The sequence below is a fragment of the Leptospira mtsangambouensis genome, assembly GCF_004770475.1.
GTDB classification, from domain to species: domain Bacteria; phylum Spirochaetota; class Leptospiria; order Leptospirales; family Leptospiraceae; genus Leptospira_A; species Leptospira_A mtsangambouensis.
This window is the reverse complement of the sequence record NZ_RQHK01000002.1, coordinates 26,753-52,997: the sequence shown is the minus strand read 5'-3', so window position 1 is coordinate 52,997 and position 26,245 is coordinate 26,753. Positions and strand designations below refer to the sequence as shown.

General features: G+C 37.9%; 25 protein-coding genes. 11 read left to right on the top strand and 14 right to left on the bottom strand.

Annotation, left to right across the window (positions count from 1 at the left end; translation table 11 throughout):
* The first annotated feature begins 152 nt into the window (after positions 1-152).
* Positions 153-908: a tRNA (5-methylaminomethyl-2-thiouridine)(34)-methyltransferase MnmC2 gene (gene mnmC2, locus EHR01_RS00205; RefSeq protein ID WP_135692471.1), complete on the top strand. Its 756-nt coding sequence runs from the start codon at positions 153-155 to the stop codon at positions 906-908.
* Positions 905-2,098, top strand: a complete 1,194-nt coding sequence (gene mnmC1, locus EHR01_RS00200; protein ID WP_135692470.1) for an FAD-dependent 5-carboxymethylaminomethyl-2-thiouridine(34) oxidoreductase MnmC1 — start codon at positions 905-907, stop codon at positions 2,096-2,098. Before mnmC2 ends, mnmC1 begins: the two co-directional genes overlap by 4 nt.
* Here the strand turns inward: mnmC1 and lpxK are convergent.
* Together lpxK and hisE are read right to left on the bottom strand one after the other, a co-directional pair.
* On the bottom strand, positions 2,037-3,125 hold the full coding sequence (lpxK, locus tag EHR01_RS00195; RefSeq protein ID WP_135692469.1) for a tetraacyldisaccharide 4'-kinase: 1,089 nt from the start codon (positions 3,123-3,125) through the stop codon (positions 2,037-2,039). The genes mnmC1 and lpxK overlap by 62 nt on opposite strands.
* Before the next feature lie 24 nt (positions 3,126-3,149).
* The gene (gene hisE, locus EHR01_RS00190) at positions 3,150-3,428 is read right to left on the bottom strand and encodes a phosphoribosyl-ATP diphosphatase (protein ID WP_004786038.1); all 279 of its coding nucleotides are present in this window, start codon (positions 3,426-3,428) and stop codon (positions 3,150-3,152) included.
* 97 nt (positions 3,429-3,525) lie between these two features.
* Between hisE and EHR01_RS00185 the strand changes: the two genes are divergently transcribed.
* Positions 3,526-4,347, top strand: a complete 822-nt coding sequence (locus tag EHR01_RS00185; RefSeq protein WP_135692468.1) for a tetratricopeptide repeat protein — start codon at positions 3,526-3,528, stop codon at positions 4,345-4,347.
* Between the two features lie 34 nt (positions 4,348-4,381).
* On the opposite strand, the gene EHR01_RS00180 is transcribed toward EHR01_RS00185, so the two are convergent.
* The 4 genes from EHR01_RS00180 to EHR01_RS00165 are packed head-to-tail and all read right to left on the bottom strand — an operon-like array spanning position 4,382 to position 7,955.
* Positions 4,382-5,686, bottom strand: a complete 1,305-nt coding sequence (locus EHR01_RS00180; RefSeq protein WP_135692467.1) for a UDP-glucose dehydrogenase family protein — start codon at positions 5,684-5,686, stop codon at positions 4,382-4,384.
* 45 nt (positions 5,687-5,731) lie between these two features.
* Positions 5,732-6,931, bottom strand: coding sequence for an ABC transporter ATP-binding protein (locus EHR01_RS00175; protein WP_135692466.1), 1,200 nt, complete (start codon positions 6,929-6,931; stop codon positions 5,732-5,734).
* Between the two features lie 2 nt (positions 6,932-6,933).
* Positions 6,934-7,683: an ABC transporter permease gene (locus EHR01_RS00170; RefSeq protein ID WP_135692465.1), complete on the bottom strand. Its 750-nt coding sequence runs from the start codon at positions 7,681-7,683 to the stop codon at positions 6,934-6,936.
* Between the two features lie 56 nt (positions 7,684-7,739).
* Complete coding sequence (locus EHR01_RS00165) at positions 7,740-7,955, bottom strand: LIC12298 family protein (RefSeq protein WP_135692464.1); 216 nt, start codon at positions 7,953-7,955, stop codon at positions 7,740-7,742.
* Between the two features lie 303 nt (positions 7,956-8,258).
* Between EHR01_RS00165 and EHR01_RS00160 the strand changes: the two genes are divergently transcribed.
* Positions 8,259-9,785, top strand: coding sequence for a hypothetical protein (locus tag EHR01_RS00160; RefSeq protein ID WP_135692463.1), 1,527 nt, complete (start codon positions 8,259-8,261; stop codon positions 9,783-9,785).
* On the opposite strand, the gene EHR01_RS00155 is transcribed toward EHR01_RS00160, so the two are convergent.
* From EHR01_RS00155 to EHR01_RS00120, 8 genes are read right to left on the bottom strand one after another with little or no spacing between them, the layout of a single operon-like run.
* The gene (locus EHR01_RS00155) at positions 9,782-10,279 is read right to left on the bottom strand and encodes an LIC_11959 family protein (protein WP_135692462.1); all 498 of its coding nucleotides are present in this window, start codon (positions 10,277-10,279) and stop codon (positions 9,782-9,784) included. The two genes, EHR01_RS00160 and EHR01_RS00155, sit on opposite strands and share 4 nt — an antisense overlap.
* Positions 10,276-11,313 carry a HEAT repeat domain-containing protein gene (locus tag EHR01_RS00150; protein ID WP_135692461.1) on the bottom strand — a complete coding sequence of 346 codons (1,038 nt, stop codon included), beginning with the start codon at positions 11,311-11,313 and terminating at the stop codon, positions 10,276-10,278. Before EHR01_RS00150 ends, EHR01_RS00155 begins: the two co-directional genes overlap by 4 nt.
* Positions 11,314-11,332: 19 nt before the next feature.
* Positions 11,333-11,800: a response regulator gene (locus EHR01_RS00145; protein ID WP_135655172.1), complete on the bottom strand. Its 468-nt coding sequence runs from the start codon at positions 11,798-11,800 to the stop codon at positions 11,333-11,335.
* 49 nt (positions 11,801-11,849) lie between these two features.
* Complete coding sequence (locus EHR01_RS00140) at positions 11,850-14,363, bottom strand: glycogen/starch/alpha-glucan phosphorylase (protein WP_135692460.1); 2,514 nt, start codon at positions 14,361-14,363, stop codon at positions 11,850-11,852.
* Between the two features lie 52 nt (positions 14,364-14,415).
* Positions 14,416-14,880: a DUF192 domain-containing protein gene (locus EHR01_RS00135; RefSeq protein ID WP_135692459.1), complete on the bottom strand. Its 465-nt coding sequence runs from the start codon at positions 14,878-14,880 to the stop codon at positions 14,416-14,418.
* A 3-nt stretch (positions 14,881-14,883) separates the two neighbouring features.
* Positions 14,884-15,654, bottom strand: coding sequence for an enoyl-CoA hydratase-related protein (locus tag EHR01_RS00130; RefSeq protein ID WP_135692458.1), 771 nt, complete (start codon positions 15,652-15,654; stop codon positions 14,884-14,886).
* A gap of 11 nt (positions 15,655-15,665) precedes the next feature.
* Positions 15,666-17,033, bottom strand: a complete 1,368-nt coding sequence (locus EHR01_RS00125) for a PP2C family protein-serine/threonine phosphatase (RefSeq protein WP_135692457.1) — start codon at positions 17,031-17,033, stop codon at positions 15,666-15,668.
* A complete protein-coding gene (locus EHR01_RS00120; RefSeq protein WP_100742227.1) occupies positions 17,034-17,375 on the bottom strand; it encodes a hypothetical protein in 342 nt (113 codons plus the stop codon). It abuts the gene before it with no gap.
* Between the two features lie 19 nt (positions 17,376-17,394).
* Between EHR01_RS00120 and EHR01_RS00115 the strand changes: the two genes are divergently transcribed.
* From EHR01_RS00115 to EHR01_RS00085, 7 genes are all read left to right on the top strand, one after another.
* A complete protein-coding gene (locus EHR01_RS00115) occupies positions 17,395-18,420 on the top strand; it encodes a hypothetical protein (RefSeq protein ID WP_135692456.1) in 1,026 nt (341 codons plus the stop codon).
* Positions 18,380-19,708, top strand: a complete 1,329-nt coding sequence (locus EHR01_RS00110) for a hypothetical protein (protein WP_135692455.1) — start codon at positions 18,380-18,382, stop codon at positions 19,706-19,708. The genes EHR01_RS00115 and EHR01_RS00110 overlap by 41 nt, the downstream gene beginning before the upstream one ends.
* 99 nt (positions 19,709-19,807) lie before the next feature.
* Positions 19,808-21,556 carry a methyl-accepting chemotaxis protein gene (locus EHR01_RS00105; RefSeq protein ID WP_135692454.1) on the top strand — a complete coding sequence of 583 codons (1,749 nt, stop codon included), beginning with the start codon at positions 19,808-19,810 and terminating at the stop codon, positions 21,554-21,556.
* 7 nt (positions 21,557-21,563) lie between these two features.
* Positions 21,564-22,067, top strand: coding sequence for a chemotaxis protein CheW (locus EHR01_RS00100; protein WP_135692453.1), 504 nt, complete (start codon positions 21,564-21,566; stop codon positions 22,065-22,067).
* Positions 22,068-22,070: 3 nt separating this feature from the next.
* Positions 22,071-23,951 (top strand): chemotaxis protein CheA, encoded by a 1,881-nt coding sequence (locus EHR01_RS00095; protein WP_135692452.1) that lies wholly within the window; start codon positions 22,071-22,073, stop codon positions 23,949-23,951.
* A complete protein-coding gene (locus EHR01_RS00090; RefSeq protein ID WP_135692451.1) occupies positions 23,948-24,991 on the top strand; it encodes a protein-glutamate methylesterase/protein-glutamine glutaminase in 1,044 nt (347 codons plus the stop codon). Before EHR01_RS00095 ends, EHR01_RS00090 begins: the two co-directional genes overlap by 4 nt.
* Positions 24,988-26,244 carry an ATP-binding protein gene (locus tag EHR01_RS00085; RefSeq protein ID WP_135692450.1) on the top strand — a complete coding sequence of 419 codons (1,257 nt, stop codon included), beginning with the start codon at positions 24,988-24,990 and terminating at the stop codon, positions 26,242-26,244. Before EHR01_RS00090 ends, EHR01_RS00085 begins: the two co-directional genes overlap by 4 nt.
* The last annotated feature ends 1 nt before the right edge of the window (position 26,245 follow it).

Sequence of the window (26,245 nt, the reverse complement as noted above, 5' to 3'; positions counted from 1 at the left end):
AACTGAGTTTCGAAAGGAGTCGGATTTCCTTTGTCAGTGAATTTCCAAAGAAACCGACTGCAAAAAGTAAGTGAGTTACCTTTTACAGGAATGGTAAAAAAAGATTCAGTTTCCAATGCAACCGGGACCGAGGAAGATGGGATAGACCCCTGATGGAACCAGTCAATCCCAGAAATAATCTAAAAAACACCATCGAGTTCAAAGATGGAGTCCCCGTATCCTTGTTATTTGATGATGTATATTTTTCCAAAGACGGTGGCTTTGAAGAATCTAATTATGTATTCCTCGAAGGGAACAGAGTCACCGAGAAACTAGAAAAAACGGAAAAATCCAAATTTCGAATTGGAGAATTAGGATTTGGTTCAGGGCTCAATTTGTTCGTAACTTTAGAAATATGGAAGTCGTTAGATCACCCTAGACCGACTGAGTTCATAAGTTTAGAAGGTTACCCTTTACCAAAAGAAATTCTCCTATCGTTAAACAATAGTTATCCGGAAAAGGAATTTTGGTTTGATGAATTAATCCTATCCTATGAAAAAGCTTTGGAAATTTGGCAAATCGATAACTCTCGAAATCTCTGGACTTATACATGGGAACATTCCAATCTTCGAAGCCATTTTGATTTAAAAGTATTTTTTGGTGATATAAAATATTGCCTTCCGCAATTCCCAGAAATTGATGTTTGGTATTTGGATGGATTTTCACCAGGGAAAAATCCAGATATGTGGTCCCAAGAATCCTTAAGATTGTTAAAAACAAAGTCTATTCCAGGAACTAGTTTTGCAACATTCTCCTCGGCTGGATTTCTGAGAAGAGGTCTCGCCGAACTTGGATTTGTTGTAGAAAAGAAAAAAGGATTTGGACGCAAACGAGAAATGATTTCAGGGTATTTGGAATCAACTAAATGAACGCAAACGTGAAAAAAGCCGTAGTAGTCGGAGCTGGAATTTCAGGGGCAAGTATTTGTTTTGCATTAAAAAAAAGAAATATCCAAACCATTCTCCTCGATGCTGAATCGGGGCCGGCTCAACATGCAAGTGGAAATCCAATTGGTGTCGTATACCCCTTCCTCACAAAACACAAACTAGCCGAATCAGAATTCTCGCTTTCAGCCTTTCAATATTTTCTTTCGATTTGGGAAGATTTCCATTTAAAATCACTTGTCCCACATGTTGATGGCATTTACTTTCTAATGGACACGGATGCGGCATACGATCGTTATTCGAACGCAATTAAATCGCATCAAATTCCAGACAATGTCGCAATCGAAAAAATTGAACCATTCTCTGGTTTGCCCGCAATATTTTTCCCTAACGGAAAATCTGTTTCTCCTGTGGACCTAACAAAACAAATACTAACCATTTCCAATCCAGAAACAAAGTATTCTTGTAAATTACATAGTTGGGAAGAATCAGGAAACGAAGAGAAAGTCATTTGTCAAACTTCAGATGGAGAAATCCATTGCGACTACTTATTCCTGAGCCAAGGATACCAATTTGCAAACGATCCACATTCAAACTGGTTACCATTACAAAAGGTGAGAGGACAAATTCTAAAGTTCCCTGAAAAAAAACCAACAAATATTCATGGAATTCTCTATGGCGATTATATTACTTCAGCAATTGACGGTTATCAAGTATTAGGTGCAACATTCGACGAATACAAACTAGAGGAAAACCCAAGACCCGAAGAATCAATTTTACTTTGGCAAAAACTTATAAAAATGCTACCAAAGCTTTCTGAACCTTGGGGACCACAAAACCCTAGTTTGTTTCCAACAAGAGTTAGTTACCGTACCCAGTCACAAGATAGGCACCCAGTTGTAGGGAAATTGCCAAATATGTCAAAACTGGATCTATCAGTGAAATACCAAAACGTTTTGAGAAATGGAAAAAAACAAATGGATATCCCTTATTACAAATCTGTAGGGATTCTAAATGGCCTTGGGTCAAGAGGGCTCACTCATGCATTATTTGCTGCGGAAATTTTGGTTTCTGAAATGATTGAAGGTCAGAAAATAACGACAGAATCTATTTCTAAATCTTTGAAACCTGATCGATTTTTGCTTCGTATGTGGAAACGAGAGCAGCTAACATAGATTTCAATTCTTGATCTTCATCCACAGCTACTTGAATCAAAATTAACAACAATCGAATCTTCTTTTTTTCCAATGTTTGAACAAATTGAAGATTCGATCGCATCTTAACCCAGTCTTTTTCAGTTGTTACCAAGATTTCACATTCTTTAATTTCATCGATTAAGGATTCTAAAGAATCTGAGTGGAACTCAAAGTGATCAGGGAAAAACTTTTTTCGAATAGAATCGGATTTCAAAGATAACTTAGCTGTTTCGTAAACATGGTTTGGATTTCCAACACCAGTAACTAAAAAATATTTTTCATCTTGATTGGGCTCGTAGGATTTCAGCAAAAAACTTTGACCAAAGATCACTTCTTTTATAGAAGCTGTAAAATTAGAATGAAAAATGGGAGCTTCGATTCCAACGAGATTTAGTAGATTCTTATATTCTTCTAACTTCTCTCGATTGTTAGAAGTTAATTTTGTAAAAAGAATCGCATCTGCTCTTTTGAGATGATGAACCGGTTCTCTTAAAAAACCAATTGGGATTGTAAAACCATTTCCAAAAGGAGAATTTGCATCCAATAAAACAAAATCAAAATCACGGTGCACTGCTTTATGTTGGAAACCGTCATCCAGAATCACAATATGTTTTGGGGATTGGAATTTGTTGTAATTTAAAAATGCTTTTTTTCGATCTCGACCAATAATTACCTGCACGTCCGGAAATGTTTCTTTATGTTGGCTTGGTTCATCACCATAAAGATTTGGATTTGACTCAATGGGAAGAATGGCTCCTTCCCTACTTTTTTCCGCTTTATACCCGCGAGATAAAATTGTAATCGCATAACTCGGGTATGTTTCTTTAAAAAAATGAACCAAATATTGAACGAATGGAGTTTTGCCTGTCCCCCCGACAGTGATGTTTCCAACACTGATAACAAATGCATTAGGCAAATGAAAGGATGTAATTCCCTTTTGTTGTCTCCAAAACAAAAATCGGTAAAGCAAACTAAAGGGATAGAGTAGATACAGGAATATTTTCATTGTGTTCCCAACAGGAAACAATCGTTAGCTGTGTCGTTTTTCCAATTCTTTCGCAATGGTAGACAGGCTAATTCCTTTTTCTACCATAAGCACTTCTAAATGAAAAATCAAATCTGCAATTTCATGAATCAGTTCTTTTTCATTAGGATTCTTTGCGGCGATGATCACCTCACCTGCCTCTTCCCCAATTTTTTTAAGGATTCGGTCAACTCCATCACGGAAAAGTTCTGCCGTATAAGACTTTTCAGGCAATTCTTCCTTACGTTTACGGAGTAGTTCTTCCAATTTCAGTAAAAAATCCATATTTCGACCTTCTAGCGACCATAGAAACTGCCCATTCCATTTCGAAAAAGCGAAAATTGACTGTTCAAACAAATGGGAAAACAATAGAATTCAGTTGATGGTTCGTAAGATTCTGCCAATTTTTTTCTTTCTCATCTCAAGTTCCTTGTTTGCTGATTCCAATTGGGGAAGTTCAATCCAAAAGGGATTCGAAATAGCAAAACATGACAAAAAGTTCATTATTGTTGATGTATTTGCAGATTGGTGTACATACTGTTTGGTTTTAGAAAAGGAAATTTTCCCTGATCCAGAAGTAAGCAAAGTATTGGATCAATTCGTTAGGGTTCGGTTAGATGGAGAAGAGTTTCCAAACCTTCGAAAAAAATACAATATAGAAGGTTATCCCACGATCCTATTCATTGACGGAGATGGGAACTACGTCACAAAGATTTCTGGACTTGCTACGAAAGAAGATATACTGGTCGTTTCCAAAAGGATCCTCCAAGAACCGAGTTTGGAATCCTATCTCAAAACAGAACTTAGAAAAAATCAGAACAGCCCGGATATTCATTTTAGGTTGGGTCTACTGTATTTCCAAAACAAAGAATTCGAAAAAGCGGAATTACAATTTACTGAATCCATTCAAAAATCAAAATCTTTACCAGTTCTCAAAGAAAATGCACATTTTAACCTTAACCTGGTAAAATCCATCCATGGACCTAAAGACTCAGCCGTTAAATCATGGAAAGAATATTTAGAATTGTATCCAACCTCTACTCGCAAAACGACCGCTAAACTTTACTATGGTCTTACGTTAAAGGATGCTGGTGAATCTAAACTAGCAAAGTCAATTCTTACAGAGATAAAACCACAATTGGTATCAGAAACGGATAAAACTATGTGTAACGAGGCTTTGTCGGAAATAGAAAGAGGATTTTAGTCCAACCAAAACTAAACTTGGTTGGACTAAAAGTTTATCGGTTACCGATCGAATAATAAGTAAAACCCAACTCATTCATAAGAGTTGGTTTGTATTGGTTTCTTCCATCAAATACAAGAGGAGCTTTTAAAAGCGATTTTATTTTATTAAAATCAGGTTCTCTAAATTCTCTCCATTCTGTTAATAAAAGCATCGCATCAGCACCTTGGAGTGCAGAATATGCGTCTTTTTTATATTCTACTTTTCCATCAAAATAGTACTTTGATGTTTCGGCAGCAGCTGGATCGAATACTTGGATTTTTGCTCCATTTTTATGTAATTCATAAATGAGAGGAATGGAAGGTGCTTCTCGCATATCATCGGTGCCTGGCTTAAAAGCCAATCCCCAAATACCAAACGTTTTTCCTTTCATATCTGTTGATTTAAAGTGTTCAAAAATTTTATCGGTCAAACGAGTTTTTTGTTTTTCGTTTACATCTTCCACTGACTGAATGATATGCATAGGTGCATTTACTTCTTCTGCGGTTCGAAGTAAGGCTCTCACATCTTTAGGAAAACAAGATCCACCATAACCAATCCCTGCGTATAAAAACTGACGTCCAATTCTTGAGTCAGTTCCCATTCCCTTTCTTACATCATCATAGTTTGCACCTAACGCATCACATAAATTTGCAATCTCATTTACGAATGAAATCTTTGTGGCGAGGAAGGCGTTACATGCATATTTTGTAAGTTCTGCGGAACGAATACTCATTGTAATGATTGGATTGCCGTTAAGAACAAATGGAGAATACAATTCGCTCATTTTTTTCGCTGCTTTTTCTGATTCAGCACCGATCACAACTCTTTCCGGTCGCATAAAGTCATCAATCGCAGCACCTTCTTTTAAGAATTCTGGATTAGACACAACATCAAACGGGTGTTTTGTGTTTTTTGCAACAATTGCTTTTACTTGGTCTGCAGTTCCAACAGGAACCGTTGATTTATCTACAATGATTTTATATCCGTTCATTGTTTTACCGACTTCTTCTGCGACAGCAAAAACAAATCGCAAATCAGCAGAACCGTTATCAGAGGTTGGTGTTCCAACAGCGATGAATACAAATTCCGAAGACTCAACTCCATCCTTCAAGGAAGTGGAAAAATGTAACCTTCCTTCCTTGTGGTTTCGTTCCACAAGTTCGGAGAGACCAGGTTCGTAAATGGGAATGATCCCTTGTTTTAGGTCATTGATTTTCTTTTCATCTTTATCAATACAAATGACGTCATTGCCATACTCGGCAAAACAGGTACCTGCTACGAGGCCCACATATCCGGTTCCGACCACACAAACTTTCATAGGATTTCCAGAATTTAGGTTTTTCCTTTGAGGGAAACCGTTTTTCTATTCCGATTTGGAAACGGTTTGGATTTGGAATTCCGTCGGTAAATGGCAAAGGCCTACGAATTTTTCGATTTTTCCTCGTTCTACCTCAAAGTCCAAAATGGATTCAGCCCAAAAATAGCTACCTTCCATATGGGTCTCTCCTTTATGGATGGAAACTCCCAAACTGTATTTTCCATCACTGAATTGGATGGGGAATTGGAATTCGACAACAGTAGATTCCAACTCTTGGATCTTCAAATTTCGTTTGCCCAAGTGGTATGAATTGGTTCCAAAGATACGGATCCCCTTTTCACTATCGATATGGAATCCAATGGTAGCATCGCTTATCGTTTTTGTTGTTTGGAATTCTATTCGTAGAGTGGCTGTGGCTCCCAGGAAGTGGTGGCTTGTGTCCAAGCCCTTATCATTTCGGAGAGAAACCAAAATATTTTGGATCGATTCCGAATTTGGAATAGAGGAAGGTTCTGTTTTTTTGGCCAAGACATGCATATATTCTTCGATGGCAAGTCTTGGACTTCCATCAAACAACAAACTGCCATGGTCTAGAAGGATTGCTCTTGTACAAAAATATGAGATGAGTCCAAGATCATGGCTCACAACCAAAATACAAGACCCAAGATTAGAAAACTCTTTGATTCGTTTCAAACATTTTTGTTGGAAACTTGCATCACCAACGGCTAAGGCTTCGTCCACAATTAAGATGTCCGGGCGTTTTGCAGTTGCGAGACTAAAACCAAGACGCATCGCCATACCGGAACTATAATTCTTTAAAGGTGAATTTCGAAACTCTTTCAACTCAGCAAATTCAAAAATAGAATCGATTAGTTCTTTGATCTCAGATGGTTTATATCCCCAAACAAGGCCGTTGTAGAATACATTTTCTTCACCAGAAAGTTCTGGATTGAATCCAACACTGAGTTCGAGGAGGGCACGAACCGAACCATTCACAATCAGATTTCCCTTATCCTTACTGATAACACCCGTAATCAATTTTAAGAGTGTTGATTTGCCTGCTCCATTTTTTCCAATGATTCCTAAGATTTCGCCAGGACCAACACGAAGGTTTAACGACCGTATGGCGGTAAAATTTAGATCTATGCCGAAGTATCCAAAACTGATTCCTGCTAAAAGTCGTTTCCAAGGTCTTGAAAATCCATGATAGTCCTTAGTAAGATTTTCTAAAACAACAGAAGGCATAATCAAAGATGGTCCAAAATGACCGACTGAAATTTACGTTTCGCAAGTAAATAAACGAGAAGGAAAAAGAAGAGAAAAGGTAAAATTTGAATCCAATCAAATTGTGGAGTGTAACCTGGAATGACAGAAGTGCGAAAGATATCCAAAGGAATCGTAAAGGGATTAAAACGATTCCATTCTTTTAAATACCCAGTAGGATAATATAAAACAGGGATTCCCCAGAATATCAACTGACTCACCAAACGGATAAGAGGTGATATATCTTTTAACAAAATATTTAACCTTGAAAGATAATGGAGAAGTAACATCAAATACAACCCAGCAAAAACAAGAATGGTATATCCAAAAAAAATTCCAGACAGGTTTAATTTACCAGAATAAGCCAGATATAAAAATACAGGAATGGAAGTGACTAAACTATGGATGAGAAACTGAACATAAGGAATCCATAAAAACAAATCGATTCCAAGACTGGAACGTTTGAGTAAACTTCTGTTATCAGTGAGAATCCCTGTACCACGAACCAAAAGTTCTTGGATGGGGATCCAATAGAGGAGTCCTGTTAAAAGATAAGCAGTGAAATCTTCTTGTGTAGAGGGAGTTTTTAAGTTGAGCACCAAAAAAACCAGTGCGTACAAACTAATGAGTACTAGGTTCTGCAAAAACATCCAGGAGATTCCTAAAAAGGATCCTGCATACTGCAGTGCGTAGTCTCGTCGAACGAGAGCCCAAAGTATGGAAACTTTCTCCATACTTTGATTGTCGGCTATAGGCCCCCAGTTCTAGAACGGGAAGCCTGTTTTTGGTCCTACATCCTTTTCAGGTTCTTTTGGCCAAGAGTGGAGAGAGATGGGGATACCCATTCTCCATTTTGAACCACTTCCCCTTGGAAAGCTTCCAGTAAATACTCTTCAAAGGTCTTCCCAGTTTGGTTCTGGGAAAATCCCTTTTTCGGGCCCTGGCCTGCGAGGCCTTGGTCCTTGTGGCGGTTGTAAGCGGGTTGTTGGATGGATCGAACGATCATAGGTTTTTCCTCCCCGTCATCATGTTAGACGACATAAAACTAAAAAATAATACCAATAATATACTAAACGCTTGTTTACACTACTTAACATTTGGAAAGTTAAGTCAATATTTTTTTCACGTCTTTATCGGTTTCTATATATAAATTTAGCATTCCCCTGGGACAAAACCCGCCCTCGCTTGATTTTTTTTCACTGGGAGGTTAAGAATATGTCCCTTTTTAGAAAAAAGCAATCGGACTTCGGGCAAAAAATCGAAAATTCAGACCCCAATCCTGGTGGATTGGCAGAAAATTGGGGTAATTTTGTGGATTTCTTTCGTACAGTCTTTGTCTGGCGTAGAAAAAAAGCCAGACCAAGTCACCATCCCGCAACTTTTAAAAGCAGGGTTCCCACCCCATTTGGCCGCTGCTTGGAAAGAAAAGTCCAAACAAGCCCCAGAAAAATTTTTAGAATGGAAAAAATCGCTCAAAGGAAAGGAGGCTGCCCTTGTTTCCAAGGTTTGGAAAGAACAAGAAATTACACTCTATGACAACAAACAAAAGTTTGCTGGAAACAAAACACTCCCAAAGAACAAAAGTTCCCTCTCGAAAGAAGACAATACAAAAACCAAAGAAGGGTTCGATTCTCCTTCTGAAATTTTTTTTGGAATGAGTTACCAAAATTTAGATGTAAGGTATCTACCAAGAAAAGAAAAAAATCATTCCTCCGTTTTTCTCGGCGGACGAGGGAAAGGACAAATTTGGATTTTGGAAAAACGAGATGAAGAATTTTCTTATGGAGTCAACCTTACATACCAAACATTTCGATTCACATCGGGGAATCGTTATAAACCAATTCCCCATTTTTACTTTGCCAAAGATCCAAACTTTTATTCCCAATTAGAACGAACTGGTTCTCCTCTCCCCCAACCCATTACACTTTCTAATTTCTTCGGGTATCGGTTATTAGTTGATACAAAAGAATATGAACTTGGGATTTATCATGCAAATGCATTTTCATCTTATCCTGGACTTTATTTTGTATCACCAAACAAATCCTATTCGGGTGTTTGGTCAGGTGGAGATAACAAATCCAGTCTGTACATCAATGATGCTTGGAATTCCAAAGACTGGGGTACTCATCGAATCCAATCCGAATCCATATACAACAAACAAGAATCCGTTGGATTTGTTTATTTAAAATCAGAATCACTTGAGTCCAAATTCATCCTCGATGCTACCGTGTATAGGGACTCACCCCTTCTTTATGGAATGGTATCACCCGATGAAGTGAGGCCACAAATCCCACAAAACCTAGGTTATACAAGAATGAGTTTCAAACATTTAGTTGGATCAGAGTTTTTAAGTTCCATTGAAGGACATCGGTATGAAAATGGAAGGTCAGGATTCTTCCCATTTTTCTTAAGCGAATGGGGAAACCTAATTTATAGGTATCGGGAATACAATGAGACAGGGAACTACCATTGGAATGAAATCGGGAGAGCTGCATTTTATGAATGGAGAAAGGAAAAAGCGGTGGTCTCTTTTGGATTTGAATCGAGAGAGAATGGAGGCCAGTGGGAAGGAAAACTTGCGATTCCTTTTGGAACTAGTAACTTACTTGAGTTCAGTGGAATATTCAGAGAAGGTCAGCCAAAAACTAGGGCATGGTTTGAAAACTGGACTTATGCTACTGATTTTAATATCAACTTAAACGATAGAGCAGAAATCATCAAACTCAAATGGGTAAGTCCCTTTATTTCACTAAACGTCAGTTATTCGGAAAAAGAAAATGATCCCAATCCCATTTTATTTATCAATTTTCAGTTATTACAAAAAATTGATCTTTAATAAAGAAGGTCATCTGTTCTAACTTCTATATATTCAATAAGCTTAAAGATAGGAACCGATTGTCTGTCGGTAAATTCTTTTGGTTCTGCTGGGAGTTTTTTAGGTGTGGGCAGAGAAGAACGTCTCCCTCTTTCATCCACTGAATAAAAATAATATCCGATCCATTCTCCTTTTACTCGGTAAGGATTTCCTGGAAACAAATCCTTCACAAAAAATTCAGCATCCAAATCGAATTTATTCCGTCTGTATCGGTAATGAATTTCATCCCCGTTTAAGTCATAAAAAACAACAAAATCCCCTTGTTTACCCTTGAAAAACAATTTCCACTCTAAGGGAAAAGTTCCCGATTTTTGGAACTCTGATTTTCCATCCAAAATTCTTTTTTCGGAACGGGAGATTGGTCCCGTATAACGCCCGTCATCTTCTGCATCAATAGAAATTCCCGAAAATGATAAAAGAAAAATCAGTAAAGAAGTGAACACTCTCCAATTCATTTGGGTTCTTCTTCCGATTTTTCTTCCGGTGGTTTTTCTTCATCGGGAACGGTTTCTTTCCCGTTGATTTGATCGATGGCTTTTTTGGCAGCCTTCTGCACTTTCGGGCTTGGGTCCCGGTCCCTTTTGTATTCCAATAACTCTAAAGCTTTGGGATCTTTCAGATTTCCCATAAACTCGATGGCCCGCAGTCTCACCATACTATCATCATCACGAGCAAATTCATTTAGTTCCTGAAATACTTCTTTGTCACCCATCGTCACAAGAGCGCCAATCGCATAAATTTTTAAGGATTGGGCCTTTTTGGCATCCAACTTACCTGCTGTTTTTTTAAGAGAGTCAAGTAGTTCGTATAACTTTGGTTTTGCTGTCTCTGATTTTAATTTCCCCAATGTATTCATCGAATAACATCGCAAAGTGGTAGGTTGGATTTCATCAAATGCAACTTCCATTAGAGCAGATTCTGCATCAGAATAAAGTACGGATCCAAAATACAAAGCAATCTGACCACGCATATCGGCGTTATTAAATTTTTCACGAAACTTGGTTTCCAAAAAAGGAGCAGCGGTTTTTCCCTCTGGCAATTCACCAAGTGCACTGATGTATAGGCTCAGTGAATTGGAATTTTTTGTAAAATCTTCCTTTTTTACTTTTTCGAGTAAGGGACTTGTTGCTTCTGCTAATTTCATTTTTTTGGCAGAAGTAACAGCTTGTTTGGCAACATCTTCATTGGAATCTTCAAACAAACCAATGATGGTGTCTTTGTTTTCTTTTAAATCCAAGTCACCAATGGTTTTTAAGAGAACAATTTTCATCCCCATATCTTTTTCTGTTTTTAATTGTTCACCAACTAAGGTATAAAGTTCACCTGCATTTTCTTTGGGAAAACGAGTCAGTTCACCTAATGCTTGTTTTCTTTCCTGGCTGGTTCCATAACGAACCATTTTGGAAAGAACTTCTTTTTTTTTGGCGATTTGTTCTGGACTGAGATCTTTCTCTTTCCCCCAAACCGAAGGAAGAGAAAGAAAGATCAATAGAAGAAGGAGATTTTTTTTACTGCTGAGATTCCAATTCGATGATGCGACGGTTGAGGGCTTGGATGAGATGTTGGTTTTCCAAGTTTTGTCTGAACTTATCGAGTAGGTCTTTGATGTCTTTGGAGAGTTCTTCAATGTTCCAAGGTTTTTCGACATACCGACTAAGTCCCCCGTTATTAATGGCATAGATGGCCGAATCAAGTCCCGCCTGACCTGTCAGTAGGATTTTGATCGCATCTGGAAGGCGGTGGTGCACCTGTTCCAAAAATCGATCTCCTTTCATTCCAGGCATCACTTGGTCAGAAACAATCAACTCCACGATGTCGTTGCTACTGATGATTTCGTCGATGAGGGAAAGTGCTTCTTCCGCACTACTGGCAGTCTCGATGATATGGGATTCGCCAAATCGAGCCAGAAGTTGTTCTGCAAGCGTTTCCAATACCGATACTTCATCATCGACACATATAATATAACCTTTACTCATTTGGGACCCTTTCCTTGGAACAATACAACCTTGGTTCTTTTATGTCGATTCAGTTTTGTGGCAATTTGTAGATAGTTTTTGGTGGAACTGTGTCAAGGAGAGGGACCTTCCAGATCTCCTTAGCATACTCCCGAATGGTCCTGTCAGAAGAAAATTTCCCTGACCTAGCCACATTCAAAATGGATTTTTTAGTCCAAGTGGTTTCGTCCAAATAATCTCTCGCCACCAGGTTTTGGGTCATATCATAAGCATCAAAATCAGCCATGAGTAAATAATTGTCAGTATAATACAAACTATCATAAATGGGTCCAAAAATTCCTGGTTCACCCATTGAGAAAAAATTCTCCCGGATCATAAGAAGCACACGGTGCAGTTCATCGTTTTTGCGTATGTAATCAGCTGGTTGGTATCCGGCTTCTTTCAAACGAAACACCTCTTCTGTATGAAGTCCGAAGATATAAATATTTTCAGGCCCCACTTCCTCAAGAATTTCTACGTTGGCCCCATCTAAAGTTCCAATGGTCAATGCACCGTTTAACATAAATTTCATGTTACTAGTGCCAGAGGCTTCGGTTCCTGCTGTTGAAATTTGTTCTGAAAGATTGCTACCAGGAATGATTTTTTCTGCTAAACTCACACGGTAGTTGGGTAAAAAAACCACTTTTAACCTTTCCGCCACATCGGGATCACGATTGATGACCCAGGCTACATTATTGATGAGTTTGATGATGAGTTTGGCCATATAATAACCAGGGGCAGCCTTCCCACCAAAAATCACCGTTCGTGGTGTCATTTCACGAGATGGATTTTCTTTGATCCGTCTATACAATGCAATCACTCGCAAAATATTGAGTAGTTGGCGTTTGTATTCATGAAACCGTTTGATTTGTACATCAATGAGTGATTTTGGATCGATGGTGATTCCTGTTTCACTTTTGATGAGTTTGGATAATTCATCTTTTGCAGTTTGTTTTACCATTCGCCAATCATTTTGGAAATCGGCTTCATCTACAAAGGATTCTAATTCTCTTAATTTCGAAAGATCAGTGGTAAATCCGTTTCCAATTCGTTTGGAGATCAGGTTCGCCAAACTTGGGTTTGATTGGAGTAACCAACGACGTGGGGTGATCCCATTGGTTTTGTTATTAAATTTTTCAGGGAATACATTTGTAAAGGCCTGGAAAATGGTTTTTTTGATGAGTTCCGAATGAAGTTCGGCAACCCCATTGACCCGATAAGATCCAATGACAGCCAAGTTTGCCATACGAATCCTTTTTTCATTTCCTTCTTCAATGATGCTGACTCTTTGGATTTCCTCATCGGACAAAATCCCTTTGTTTCGAACTTCCGATAAAAACCGGTGGTTGATTTCATAAATGATTTCTAAATGCCTCGGCAAAAGTTTTTCAAAAAGTTCAACTCTCCATGTTTCCAAAGCCTCTGGCAAAACTGTATGGTTGGTATAAGAAAAAACTTTGGTGACGATCTCCCAAGCTGGCTCCCAATCCATCTCTTCATTATCGAGAAAAATTCGCATCAGCTCTGCAATCCCAATACTTGGATGGGTATCATTCAATTGGATGGCAATATAATTTGGAAGTTCTTTCAGATTTTGGTTCGATTCACGAAACTGAGTTAAGATGTCTTGGAGAGAAGCACAAACCATAAAGTATTGTTGTTTGAGCCTTAGCACCTTTCCTTGTTCGGTGGTGTCATTGGGGTATAATACTTTAGAAATATTTTCGGAAATGGATTTATCTTGTACGGCTTTCATATAATCACCGTGGTTAAAATAATCCAAATTAAATTCTTCAGAAGATTTGGCGGCCCAAAGCCTTAAATAGTTCACCGTACTTGTGTTAAATCCAGGGATGGGATAATCATGTGCGGAAGCAAGAACCGTTTCATCTGGAACCCAATCATGTTGGATTTTTCCTTTCCCCGAAACCCTTGTCTCTGTATGACCAAAAAAACCAACAGAAAAGGAAATATCTGACCTTACCACTTCATAAGGAACTCCGTCTGCATCCCAGTGGTCGGGCATTTCCAATTGGCTTCCATTGGCAATGATTTGGTTAAAAATTCCATAATCATATCGAATTCCATACCCAAACCCTGGGACATTCAGAGTGGCCATCGAATCTAAAAAACAAGCGGCAAGCCGACCAAGTCCACCGTTACCAAGTCCTGCATCGGTTTCAAATTCTAAAACATCCGTTAGTTCAAAACCAATCCCTCGAAGCATCACTTGGATTGTTTCGTATAACCCAAGATTGATGAGAGCATTCATGAGAGTGCGGCCCATTAAAAATTCTAATGAAAAATAAAACACTCGTTTGGGATTTTCATTACGATAACGTTCGTGAGTGACATTCAAACGATCGATTAAAAAGTCTCTGATGGTATGTCCGAGTGCTTTGTATATATCTTCGTTTTTAAGATTAAATCTGTTTTTACCAATGGTATATTCCAAATGGTGGGCAAATTGTTTTTCCATCGAAGCCAAGTCGGCTTTTTGTTCTTCTGATAAAAGGGTAATTAAACGAGGATTGTTGACAACCATGCTAAAGGATGGTAAAGAACTGCAGAAAGAGATTCAAGTAAAAAGAGAAAATTTAATCGCGAGCAGAGACCTTTCGTTCCAAAGTGAGGACAGCATCTTTTCCGATTTTATGTTTGGCGAACCAACCTTGATTGACTTCCAAAGCATACATTGCCGGTTTTCTTGCATTATAAACTTCTTCTGTTTGGTTGGGTTTCATATCGAATGATTCTAAAAGTCGCATATCTTCTGAAAAATAACCAATCGACAAAGGGATAAGGGTGTTCTTCATCCAAAAACTTAAAAAATCGGGACGAGGAAAAACAAAAAGCATTCCTTCATCCTCTCCGAGTTTCGTACGATACATAAGCCCTGTGGCTCTCGTAGAAGGAGTGTTGGCAATTTCTAATTTCAAAACACGGTCAGCCACACTCCCGAAAAGAACCTCGGGAGTATTGGTTTGTGACGGAAAAGATTCTGCCTGTTTACAAACAGAAAGACTAAGTAAAACAAATAGAATTCCAATCCGTGTTTTCATACATTAACCTTTGAAGTTTGGTTTTCTTTTTTCGAGGAAAGCGGAAAGACCTTCTTTCGTTTCTTCGTCGGCAAACCTTCCACCAAAAAGTTGTTTTTCCCAATCCAATCCGCGATCCATATTGGTTTCTAAACCTTGGCGAATGGCAGTTTTTGCCGCCTTGATCGCGTTAGGTCCACGCGAAAGAATAGTAGAAAGAGTTTTTTCAGATTCGTTTAATAACTCGGAAGGTTCGACAACCTTATTGATCAGGCCGAGTCTAAATCCTTCATCTGCAGAAATCATATCCCCAGATAAAATCAGTTCGGTGGCTCTTCCCACTCCAATGAGTCTAGGTAGTCTTTGGGACCCACCAAATCCTGGAAGTAAACCAAGTGTCACTTCGGGTAAACCTAATTTGGCCGAGGCTACCGCATAACGGATATCACATGCCATAGCCAATTCCATTCCTCCGCCCAAACAAAATCCATTGATAGCAGCAATAGAGATGAGGTTTGATAACTCCATTTTTCTAAAAACAGTTTGTCCAAGTTCTGAAAAAGCCTGTCCTTCCCGAACGTTGAACTCTTTCATTTTAGCAATGTCTGCCCCAGCAACAAAAGCTTTTCCTTCCCCAGTCAAAATGAAACCTCTAACGGCTGGATTGGATTCCAATTCTTCCACCATCTCACCGATCTGAGTGATCACTACGTCGTTCAGTGCATTTAAGGCCTCAGGCCTTTTGATGGTGACAAGAGCAAAATTGGATTTAATTTGGATATCTAAAAAAGACAAATGATTTCTCCTTATTCTTCTACTTCCAATATGAGAAACATGGTGTCATCAGAAAAACTATCGAGTCCGTAGTTGGTTTTTAATTCGGTGAGTAAACTTAGTTCCAGTTCTTTGATATTTGAACTTTGACTGTGTCGATTGAGAAGTGCCAGTAGGCCTTCAGTTCCCAAAGAATTTCCTTCTGGATCTGTCGATTCAATGAGCCCATCCGTATAAATAAAAAAACGATCACCTGGAGAAATGGGCATTGTTTTTTCGGAAATCGGTGGAATTTTAATATTGAACCCAAGAATCGCACCCTGGGTTTCCAATTCCTGAAAGTCTTCCCCTTTGTGTGCCAAAATCAAATAGGGATGCCCTGCATTTCCCAGAGTTAATTTTTTTTCGATAAAATCGAAAAATAAATAAATGGCAGAGGCATGGTATTTGTTTAAGTCATGAGCCAAACGATCATCTAAATAATCCATGAGTTTGGCTGGTGCTGTTTTAAAACGATAAGGAATGGTGGATACAAGGACCTTCATGATGGATGCAACCATCGCAGAAGAAATTCCATGACCTGCCACATCGGTTAAAAAAACTCCAACGTTTCCTTCCCGGAGTTGTACAAAATCAAAGAAGTCACCACCGATGACATTGGGACTTTTTCGATAATAAGTAAAAGCAAGACTAGGAATTTTTATATTCCCAGGAAAAAGTGCATCTTGTACTTTTTTTGCAAGTTCTAACTCGTGTAACATAAACCTTCTTTCTTCCGAAAGATTGTACATGTCTGTTGTGTCCTTTCTTTTGTTTAAAACAAAAACAGTTCCGAGAGTCGCACTCCCCCAATACACTAAAATCAAAAAGTATTTACTAAAAAAAGAAAACTGATCAGAAACAGCTGAAGGTAAATTAAATATATAAACAATATGTAATATAGAAAAATAAAAAGCACTCAGGATACATCCCTTGGGATCGAGCCTTGTGCTATACAAAAGAATGGGAAAGATAAAAGACATGAGATAGGAGTTTAATAAATAAAAACTTCCAAGGGATGGGAAGGAATGTATTCCCAAGATAAAAACAACATATACAAGACCATCTCCTACAAACCCACTGATGTAAATGACTCTTTGGATCGGAATATTCTTTGTATAAAACTGCAATAGTAGAATCAGCCGGGCAATCGATACACCAAGAAGATACGGCAAAATTCGCATTTGGATTTCGGAAAACGGAGGTGCAATTAATAAGGAATAAACAATGATATGAGTGATAAAGATATAAAAGGTATATTCTTTATCATAGCGGGCTTCTACTAACTTTAAAATCTCCCATTCTGATTTAGTAGGTTTACGAAAGATTTCTTTAAAGTATAAATAAAACGAACGTGTCAATCAGGGTTCTCCCCATACCAAAGTTTGGATCTCTGATCCATTCAAGGTGATGGTGAAAGGTTTTCCGGAATCCAAATACTTGTCCATTTGATTCGCAAGTTCGAACGCTTTTTTCTCATCTTCCATTCGGAAGAAAAAAGGATGAGACAGGGCCTTATAATTGTAGGGAAATCGTTCGGAAACAATGAGTGTCACCCGGTAATGGTCGGGCCTCCTTTCCATCACAATATGAGAGACTTCTTTTCTAGTTAAAATACGAACATCAGGTCGTAAATTCCACGGATTGATTTCAGCGAAAAGGATTCCAGGTAAAAAAAAGCATAGACCAACAAATCCTTTCATATAGAAATACAATCGGCAAATGCGAACGAATCCTTACATCATATCCTTAGTTCCTTTTCTTTTTTGGGTTTGCACTCCCAATTCGTTTTCCCTTCCCGAAAACCCGTATGCCAATTGGGCAAAAAATAATATTGGATTACAATCAAAGAGTCTTCCGCAGTTCCAAGGCAGTTGGAATACAAGAGTTTATCCTTTGGATTCCAAACGGTTGGACACTCTCACAAACATCAATGCCATCGATGAAATTGCAGACATTCCCAAACCCACCAAGGATTTATCTCCCTGGAAAAAAGAACTGGGCCAAATGAATCAGTCCATGCCAAAAGAACTCAGAAGACTTTTGGATTCTTATGTTTACGGAATATTTTTTGTAACAGACTTAGGTTCCACAGGGCTCACAGGGATCGTCAGAGATGAACAGGGAAAACCCATCGGTGGGATCTTGTTTTTAGATTCGGGTCTCCTCATCCAAGGTTGTAATGACTGGGCAACAAAAAAAGAATCCACTGCCTTTTTACCTTCTATGGAACATTCCATCCAAGTCCACTTAGATGAATCTAATTCCAAAGAAATTGCACTTCGATTTATCATCTTACATGAGTTAGGTCATATTTTATCCATCGTTAATAAACAAATACCTGATTTTTCAGAAGCACAAAGAGATTTTAGAAAATTTCCCCTCTTCGATGGAATTTGGTGGTCGGAAACTTATTCTCCCTACGAAGCTACTTTTTTTCCCGAAAGAAACAAAATCAAATTTTACCAAAGTTCTCCAACTCTTTCCTTATTTCCGGAAGGAAAACTAATTTATAAAAAACTAACCAATACTGGATTTGTCTCCTTATATGCAGCAACAAATGCAGATGATACCTACGCAGAAGCATTTGCGCAATATGTACATGTGTTTTTATACAACAAAGAATATAAGGTCATCCTAACTTCCAATGGAATTTCGGAAACAATCCTCCTCGATCCGATTCGAAAAGAAGGAGGCAGAAGATTTCGTGAAACATTCCAAAACATTTTCGCAAATCAAAGTCCTTAGTTTTTTATTTCTGATTCTTATCATATCGTCCCCTACTTGGTCGGAAACAAAACTCGATGAAACGAAACCTCTCCTCATTGAAACGAATACAGAAATTGTATCAGACTTTCTTTGGAGAGGGAATTCCTTCGCAGGGGAAGCAGAAAACCGAAGGAATGGTGCCACCTACCAAAGTTTTACTTATGCCCCAGCTCTCCAACCTAGTATCAATGTTTGGTCACCGGAAAAAAAATTCCAATGGTCCCTTTTTGGAAATTTCCAACTAACAAATAGAGACGATAGAGATTCGGATAGGCGTATATTCCAATCAAAACCTGGTGGTGTTGGGCCTTCGTATTTGGGAGAAGAGGCAAAATTTTATGATCCGTACGGCCAGGACCCTTGTGTTCGTTCGATCCAAGAAAGAATCTCAAACGGCGGAGAAGGAAACGATCCCTGTTTGGGATACAGTCCGAATGGTGGTTATGGTCCGAAAAAAGAACCAAATGGTAACAAAAGATCCGATGGAATGTTTTTTTCCATGAGTTATCATTTTGATCCCAGTCGTTATGGAGATTTTGTAGTTGGGATTTGGTTTTACAATACCTTCCAAAAAACACCCAATTCAATTCTTGCTCCAAACACTCAGAAACAAAATCCATATGTTTCAGGAGGACCATCTAACATACAAAATGCGAATAATCCTGACGCCATCACAAGACTTGTTTGGCACGAATACTTTGTACAATGGAAACTTCCCTTTCTAAAAATAGTGAAACCTACCGTTTCCTACTACACACAGTATTCTACTGAGAATGGTGGACTTATGTCCGGAAAAAATTATCTTTCCTTGAGTGCTTCCTATACATTTCGAGAGGAAGAATTTTTTAGGATTATGCCTCATTTCAATTTAGGTTATGCCATGAGTAATAATGCAGTTGATAATCGCAATGGAATCCAAGACATCACTACATCCACTTCCTTTTTCTTTGGTGATTTCTTTATCAAACTGGCACATATCTTTCGTCCGGACCTTTACCTTTGGGATACAAATAATTATTATGGATATGCGGGAGGTGATCCAAACAAAGCACATTGGAACCGAAGTTCGGAAGATGGAAAGGTAACCAATCCTTCTCGGATTTATGGTGCGGACAATACCTCAATTCTTAACTCAATCGAACAAATCAATACCGGAAATTCCCTTTTGGATGCATATGCAAAAACTTGGCTCAGAGAATCATATACCTTACAAAAAATCCCATCTCATTTATTCTATGTTAGCTTAGGATATTCAAAAACATTTTAGTTCCGCTTTGTCCGTTTTGTTTTTTATAATTTAATATTAGGAAAGGCTTGACTAACCCAATTCATGAATTAGAATTCCGTCCACCTCTAGGGAAAAACTATGAAATGGATTCACGATCTTAAAATTCGAGTCAAATTACTTTTGGCTTTTATGGTAACCATTCTATTGATGATTGTTGTCGCAGGAGCTAGTTTCTATTCGGCACGTCAAATTTTAGCATCACTTCATACTGTGTTTGAAGATCGAGTGGTGCCCATTAGCCAAATCAAAGAAGTTTCCGATGCCTATTTGATTGGAATAGTAGATTCTGCCAATAAGGTCCGAGCCAAAAAAATTACAGTGGAAGAAGCACTGGAATCGATCAGAGAATCAGAAACCAAAGCTGATGCAGTTTGGAAAATCTATCTCGGAACCTATCTTGTTCCCGAAGAAAAAGCGATCATCGATCAGATGGAAAAAGAATTTCCCCCACTCAAAGCCGGGGTCAAACAACTTCGTATCCTCCTAGAAACAAGAAACGAAGTCGAACTTGAAAAATTTGTCACTGTGGATATGTATCCTATCTTTGAACCACTCACGCACCACCTAGATGATTTGATTCGTGTTCAATTGAAAGTGGCCAAAGAAGAATATCATAAATCAGAAGCACAATTCAAAAGTTCTCTCGCCATTGTCACTGCAGTTGTGGCCATTGCTTTCGTTTTGGTATTTGTCATTGCGATCTTTTTCTCCGATTCCATTGCCGCTCCTATGAAAAAAATTGTAGAAGTTGCACAAACTGTATCCATCGGGGATCTGGATGTTGATTTAGAAACAAAACATAAAACTCATGCCAATGCAAAACACTTAGAAGGAAACGAAATCCAACAACTTTCACAAGCCTTTATGGAACTTGTTTCTTTTATCAAAGAACGAGCCGAACACTTAGAACGGATTGCTAATTCTGATCTCAGTGCAGATGTCACACTCAAATCAGAACGCGACCAATTGGGTTTAAGTTTACGTCGTATGCTAATCAACCTATCCGATGTAGTGGAAAAACTATATTTTTCTTCACAAGAAGTAGATTTGGGAGCACAACAATTAGCGGATGCCAGCACTTCTCTTTCAGAAGCAGCCAGTGAACAAGCAAGTGCGGTAGAAGAGATTTCAGCAACCCTCACGGAAATCAGTAACAGTTTCCTTGCAAATGCAGAAAATGCAGAAAGGATGACGGAATTTTCAGAATCAACCGCAAAACAAGCATTAGAAGGAAATTCAAAAATGAAAGATCTCGTCTCTGCAATGGGAGAGATTAGTAATTCCTTTGATCAAATTTCAAAAATCAATAAAGTCATCAATGATATTGCATTTCAAACCAATATCTTAGCACTCAATGCTGCAGTAGAAGCAGCAAGAGCAGGACAACATGGAAAAGGATTTGCTGTCGTCGCAGAAGAAGTTCGAAATCTTGCTCAAAAAAGTGCAAATGCAGCTGACGAAACTACCCTACTCATTGAGTCTTCGATGAAAAAAGTCAAACTTGGAAATGATGCTACTGAAAAAACCGCCGAAGTTCTTGGCCAAATTTCTGATAGTGCTGAAAATGTAAGTAATCTCACAAAAGATTTAGCATTATCCATTCATGAACAAAAATCTGCCGTTTTACAAATTACCCAAGGAATTGACCAAGTAACAACCGTTACTTCAACTACTGCCGCTTCTGCAGAAGAAGTGGCCGCCTCAAGTGAAACTCTAAAAAGGCAAGTTGAAATTATGCGGTCTGTGATCATGAGTTTCAAATTGAAAGATGATGGGGGAAAATCAACAGCCCTCACTCGGGTTGAAAGACCAAGAATCGTATTGTAGGCCAGTGATGAGTCAGCAATTAAAATCATGGGACATGAGCTCAGACGAAGATACCATGAAAGATTTGTATCTTTGTTTTAGTTTGGAAAATAGGGATTATGCTTTTGAAGTTCGACACCTAACAGAGATTTTGGCTCTTCCTGCCATCACTACAATCCCTGGAACGGCTCCTTTTCTAAAAGGTGTAATCAATATACGGGGAAAAATCATACCAGTGATGGATGTTCGAATGCGGTTTGATATGCCATTTAAACCCTATCATGAAAGAACTTGTGTGCTTCTTGTAGAGTTGGATGGTTTGCCCCTTGGTTTGATCGTTGATACTGTAAACGATGTTTTGCGGATTCCTTCAGAAAATATTGATTTAGCTCCAAAAATTGGTGAATCCAAATCCTCTCGTTTCATTTATGCAACAGGAAGAGTGGGAGACTCGGTAAAAATTCTTATCAATCTACAAAGATTACTAACGGAAGAAGAAACTGTTTTGATTAAGGACATTCCGGGAAATTAATCCATGGAAAGAGACGATGTATTAGAATATCTGCTAGAAGCACGGGAAACACTTGAAAACATCGAGAAGGATCTACTCCAATTCGAAAAATCAACGTTAGATGGTAGTCTAGTAGAAAGAGATCTACTTGATACATTATTTCGACATTTCCATACCATCAAAGGAAGTTCTGGTTTTTTTGGATTATCTGCTATCGTAAAAATGGCACATGCTGCCGAAAACCTCCTCGATTATTTGCGTAACAATCCAGAAGCACAAGATGAAGATACTTTGGAACTACTCATCACTGCCCTTGACCACTTAAATGAACTAGTGGAACACGAAGAATCATTTCCTTCCGGTGGTGATTTTTTTAAAGAGGAACAAACACAATTCTTAAAAAAACTAAACGAAAAAAATGATTTAATCCGACTGAAACAAATTCAAACAATGGAATTCGCAGAATCCAAACAAGAAGAGCCTGAGTTTGGATTGTTTTCAGAAACAAAGTTGAGCGAAAATTCAAACGAAGAATTTGGATTGTTCTTAGAAAGCCCGAAACCAAATCCAAAAGAAGAATTTGGTCTATTTACAAATGACTCTAAACAAACACCGACGGAAGAGTTTGGACTGTTTGCAAAAAAAGAAGAAACACTAGGGAAAGAATCTCTTCAAAAAACAGAAGAGATTTTAAAAACGGAAAAAAAATCTATAATCAAAAAAGACATTCGAATTGATACTGATAAATTGGATTCTCTTCTCGACATTGTTGGAGAAATTGTCATCACCGAACCGATGGTAACGGATCATCCCGATATCACAAAACTCAAACTTGAAAACTTTCAAAAAACAGCCTTACAGTTAAAAAAATTAATTAGAAACCTCCAGGAAATCACTCTTAGTTTGCGGATGGTTCCGATTGCCGGAATTTTTACTCGAATGGAACGTCTTGTGAGAGATACCGCAAAAAAAACAGGCAAACAAGTGTTACTGAGTATCTCCGGAGAAGATACTGAAATAGACAAATCTATCATAGAAGAAATGTATGACCCTTTAGTTCATATCATTCGAAATGCCATTGATCACGGATTAGAAACACCACAAGAAAGAAAAGAAGCTGGCAAACAACCGCAAGGAACTATCCAACTAACAGCAAACCAATCAGGGAAAGAAGTTTGGATCGAAGTCCGCGATGATGGAAAAGGTCTCAGTCGAGAAAAAATATTAAACAAAGCCGTATCACTTGGCCTCATCCACCAATCGGAAACTGAAAACTTGGAAGACAAAGATGTTTGGGAATTTTTATTTCATCCTGGATTTTCTACTGCAAACAAAGTGACAGATTTATCAGGTAGAGGTGTTGGTCTAGATGTGGTTAGGAAAAATGTAACCACATTAAAAGGATTTGTTGATGTATTTTCGAATTATGGATACGGGACAACATTTCTCATCCGAGTTCCTTTGACTCTTGCCATTATCGAAGGACTTGTGGTTCGCAAATCGGATACTTATTTTATTTTGCCTTCCATTGATGTAAAGGAATCCATGTATCTTTCCAATGAACCAATCAACGAATTATATAAAAACAACCATAGTATACAATATAGAACCAACCAAATTTCCATTGTCGATATAAACTTATTATTTGGAAAAGATTCCGAATTAAACGACCAAAGATCCCTGAAAGAAAAATACTTAATCGTTACAGAATCACACGAAAAACAAATGGGAATTGTTTTTGATGAGATTCTAGGAAACCAGTCGATTGTGATCAAACCCATATCACCAATATTTAAAAACATCAATGGTCTTGCCGGCTGCACCATACTCGGAAACGGACATGCAGGTTTAATCCTCGATGTAAGAAAACTAATTAGTAATCATCTATCGTCGGTGACTATATGAAAAAACATACAGTCATTATTGTGGATGATCAAAAATCTGTACGCAGTATGATCAAACGTTGGATTGAATCTGATCCAAACTGGGAAGTTATAGGAGAGGCAGCAAACCCCTTTGAAGCAAGGGATCTCATCGTAGAAAAACAACCAGAGGTTATGACCTTAGATGTTCATATGCCGGGAATGGATGGAATTGTTTTTCTAAAAAAACTTCTCCCACAATATCCAATGCCAGTCATTATGTTTAGTTCCTCCACCACAGAAGGGGCTAGTACTACTTTGGAAGCGCTGGAAGCAGGAGCCTTTGATTATGTTACCAAACCCATTGGCACTCCTGAAAGTTTAGCCGAAACCAAAGAAGATTTACTCTCAAAATTAAACGAAAGCCTAAATTACAACATAACGAGAGTTAATTTTAACCATCAATCAGAACTGCCTAAAACAAAAAAAGACCACCAAAAAACCACCTTCAAAAGAAAATTTATCTTCATTGGATCTTCCACAGGAGGAACAACTGCATTACGAAATTTATTAAACGACGTTGATGAAACATTTCCACCTATCCTGATTGCACAACATATGCCCGAAAACTTTACTTCATTGTTTGCACAACGACTCAATTCTGATTTAAAGGTGCAGGTGAAAGAAGCAAAAGACAAAGAAGTTTTACAAACTGGCCATGTATACATTGCACCAGGGAATTATCATCTTGGGATCCAAAAGATTGGCCCAGATTATTATACAAAAATATTCCAAACAGATAAAAAGAATGGGCATAGGCCTTCTGTGGATGTATTATTCGAATCTGCAAACGAATTAGGCATCGCAGAGAATAGTATAGGCATTATACTCACCGGAATGGGCAGCGATGGAGCCTCAGGTCTATTGGCATTAAAAAACCAAGGTTGCCTTACCATTGGACAAAACAAAGAAACCTGCGTAGTTTACGGAATGCCAAAAGTTGCCTACGAATTAGGAGCCGTCACATACCAAGTTCCCTTAAATACAATAGTAGAAAAAATTAAGGAAATTGCTTCATTATGATTCCGCATAGTTTGTTATTTGAAAGCGAAAACACAAAACAAGTCACAGAATTATTAAAAGAAATCAATTATACCTTTGAAAGAGTCAATCAATTTGAAGAAATTGCAAAAACTTTAGAAGATGGAAAATTTCACTTTCTCATATTTCACGTTGCTGACATTACAAACGAAGAAGATCAAAAGAAACTTACAGAGCTCACCAAACTTTTTCCACAAACACTGATTCTTATCATCACTGACAAAACCAAATGGGATATCACAGCTTCCCTTTTAAAACAACATATGGTTTATGATTTTATCCAAACACCAATAGAGACAAACCATTTTCAATTCACCTTAGACAGATCTCTCCAATACCTTTTAACAAAACTAAAGTCCCAATTCATCAATGAAGCAGAGAACCATCTCTACAAACGTATGGTTGAAATTTTTGATTGGAAAAAATCCCTTTCTCACAAAGAAAACGAAAACATTGCCTCGGATATCATTCACCAAATGAATATCAACCTATTCCAAGGAAGTGGGATTGGAACCTTAATGAGTGTTGTCAGCATTCTAATTTCAAAAGGAAAATTGGATGATGAAGGGAAAAATTATTCCATACCCAAAGCCATTATGGATTTATTATCCGAAAACTATGAAGCTGCTAAAAGTATGTTTGATAGTATGTCCATTTCACAATCGGTCATCGACGACGAAACCATTATTGAAAACAAAGAATCTCCACAAAAACTTCTATCTATTATCAACAAAGAAATGGAAATTTTAAACGAAGCTCTTGTTATCAAATCACAAAAAATTAATTTAAGCCAAATCCCAACTTCTGTTGCAGACAAAAAAATTCGTTTTGATGAAACAAAACTTTCCTATGTGATTAGAGAAATTCTTCTAAATGCTATCAAATATTCGAAAGAGAAAGATATAATTTATCTAATCTTTTTTCATAAAGAAAATTTTTTAGAATTAAAAGTAATTAATCCTTCCTATCAAAACAACGATGGTACAAACGGGATCCCAGAAAAATTTGAATCCTTCGTTTTTGAACCTTTTTTCAGAATTTCATCTGTAGTTGATGATAGTTATGCGAAATTCGAACAATTTAGATTTGGGCTAGGACTGCCATTGGTAAAAAAAATTTTAGACCAACATCAATCCAACGTACAAATTTATAATATAGAAAATAACTTTAGAAATGAAAATACAAAAGATATATGTTTAACGATTCGATTTCCATTATTTGAAGAGGAGAAATAAA

Coding starts and splice junctions, on each gene's coding strand:
- mnmC2 (WP_135692471.1), top strand. CDS start 153: ATGGAACCAGTCAATCCCAGAAATAATCTAAAAAACACCATCGAGTTC.
- mnmC1 (WP_135692470.1), top strand. CDS start 905: ATGAACGCAAACGTGAAAAAAGCCGTAGTAGTCGGAGCTGGAATTTCA.
- lpxK (WP_135692469.1), bottom strand. CDS start 3,125: ATGAAAATATTCCTGTATCTACTCTATCCCTTTAGTTTGCTTTACCGA.
- hisE (WP_004786038.1), bottom strand. CDS start 3,428: ATGGATTTTTTACTGAAATTGGAAGAACTACTCCGTAAACGTAAGGAA.
- EHR01_RS00185 (WP_135692468.1), top strand. CDS start 3,526: ATGGTTCGTAAGATTCTGCCAATTTTTTTCTTTCTCATCTCAAGTTCC.
- EHR01_RS00180 (WP_135692467.1), bottom strand. CDS start 5,686: ATGAAAGTTTGTGTGGTCGGAACCGGATATGTGGGCCTCGTAGCAGGT.
- EHR01_RS00175 (WP_135692466.1), bottom strand. CDS start 6,931: ATGCCTTCTGTTGTTTTAGAAAATCTTACTAAGGACTATCATGGATTT.
- EHR01_RS00170 (WP_135692465.1), bottom strand. CDS start 7,683: ATGGAGAAAGTTTCCATACTTTGGGCTCTCGTTCGACGAGACTACGCA.
- EHR01_RS00165 (WP_135692464.1), bottom strand. CDS start 7,955: ATGATCGTTCGATCCATCCAACAACCCGCTTACAACCGCCACAAGGAC.
- EHR01_RS00155 (WP_135692462.1), bottom strand. CDS start 10,279: ATGAATTGGAGAGTGTTCACTTCTTTACTGATTTTTCTTTTATCATTT.
- EHR01_RS00145 (WP_135655172.1), bottom strand. CDS start 11,800: ATGAGTAAAGGTTATATTATATGTGTCGATGATGAAGTATCGGTATTG.
- EHR01_RS00140 (WP_135692460.1), bottom strand. CDS start 14,363: ATGGTTGTCAACAATCCTCGTTTAATTACCCTTTTATCAGAAGAACAA.
- EHR01_RS00135 (WP_135692459.1), bottom strand. CDS start 14,880: ATGAAAACACGGATTGGAATTCTATTTGTTTTACTTAGTCTTTCTGTT.
- EHR01_RS00120 (WP_100742227.1), bottom strand. CDS start 17,375: ATGAAAGGATTTGTTGGTCTATGCTTTTTTTTACCTGGAATCCTTTTC.
- EHR01_RS00115 (WP_135692456.1), top strand. CDS start 17,395: ATGCGAACGAATCCTTACATCATATCCTTAGTTCCTTTTCTTTTTTGG.
- EHR01_RS00105 (WP_135692454.1), top strand. CDS start 19,808: ATGAAATGGATTCACGATCTTAAAATTCGAGTCAAATTACTTTTGGCT.
- EHR01_RS00100 (WP_135692453.1), top strand. CDS start 21,564: ATGAGTCAGCAATTAAAATCATGGGACATGAGCTCAGACGAAGATACC.
- EHR01_RS00095 (WP_135692452.1), top strand. CDS start 22,071: ATGGAAAGAGACGATGTATTAGAATATCTGCTAGAAGCACGGGAAACA.
- EHR01_RS00090 (WP_135692451.1), top strand. CDS start 23,948: ATGAAAAAACATACAGTCATTATTGTGGATGATCAAAAATCTGTACGC.
- EHR01_RS00085 (WP_135692450.1), top strand. CDS start 24,988: ATGATTCCGCATAGTTTGTTATTTGAAAGCGAAAACACAAAACAAGTC.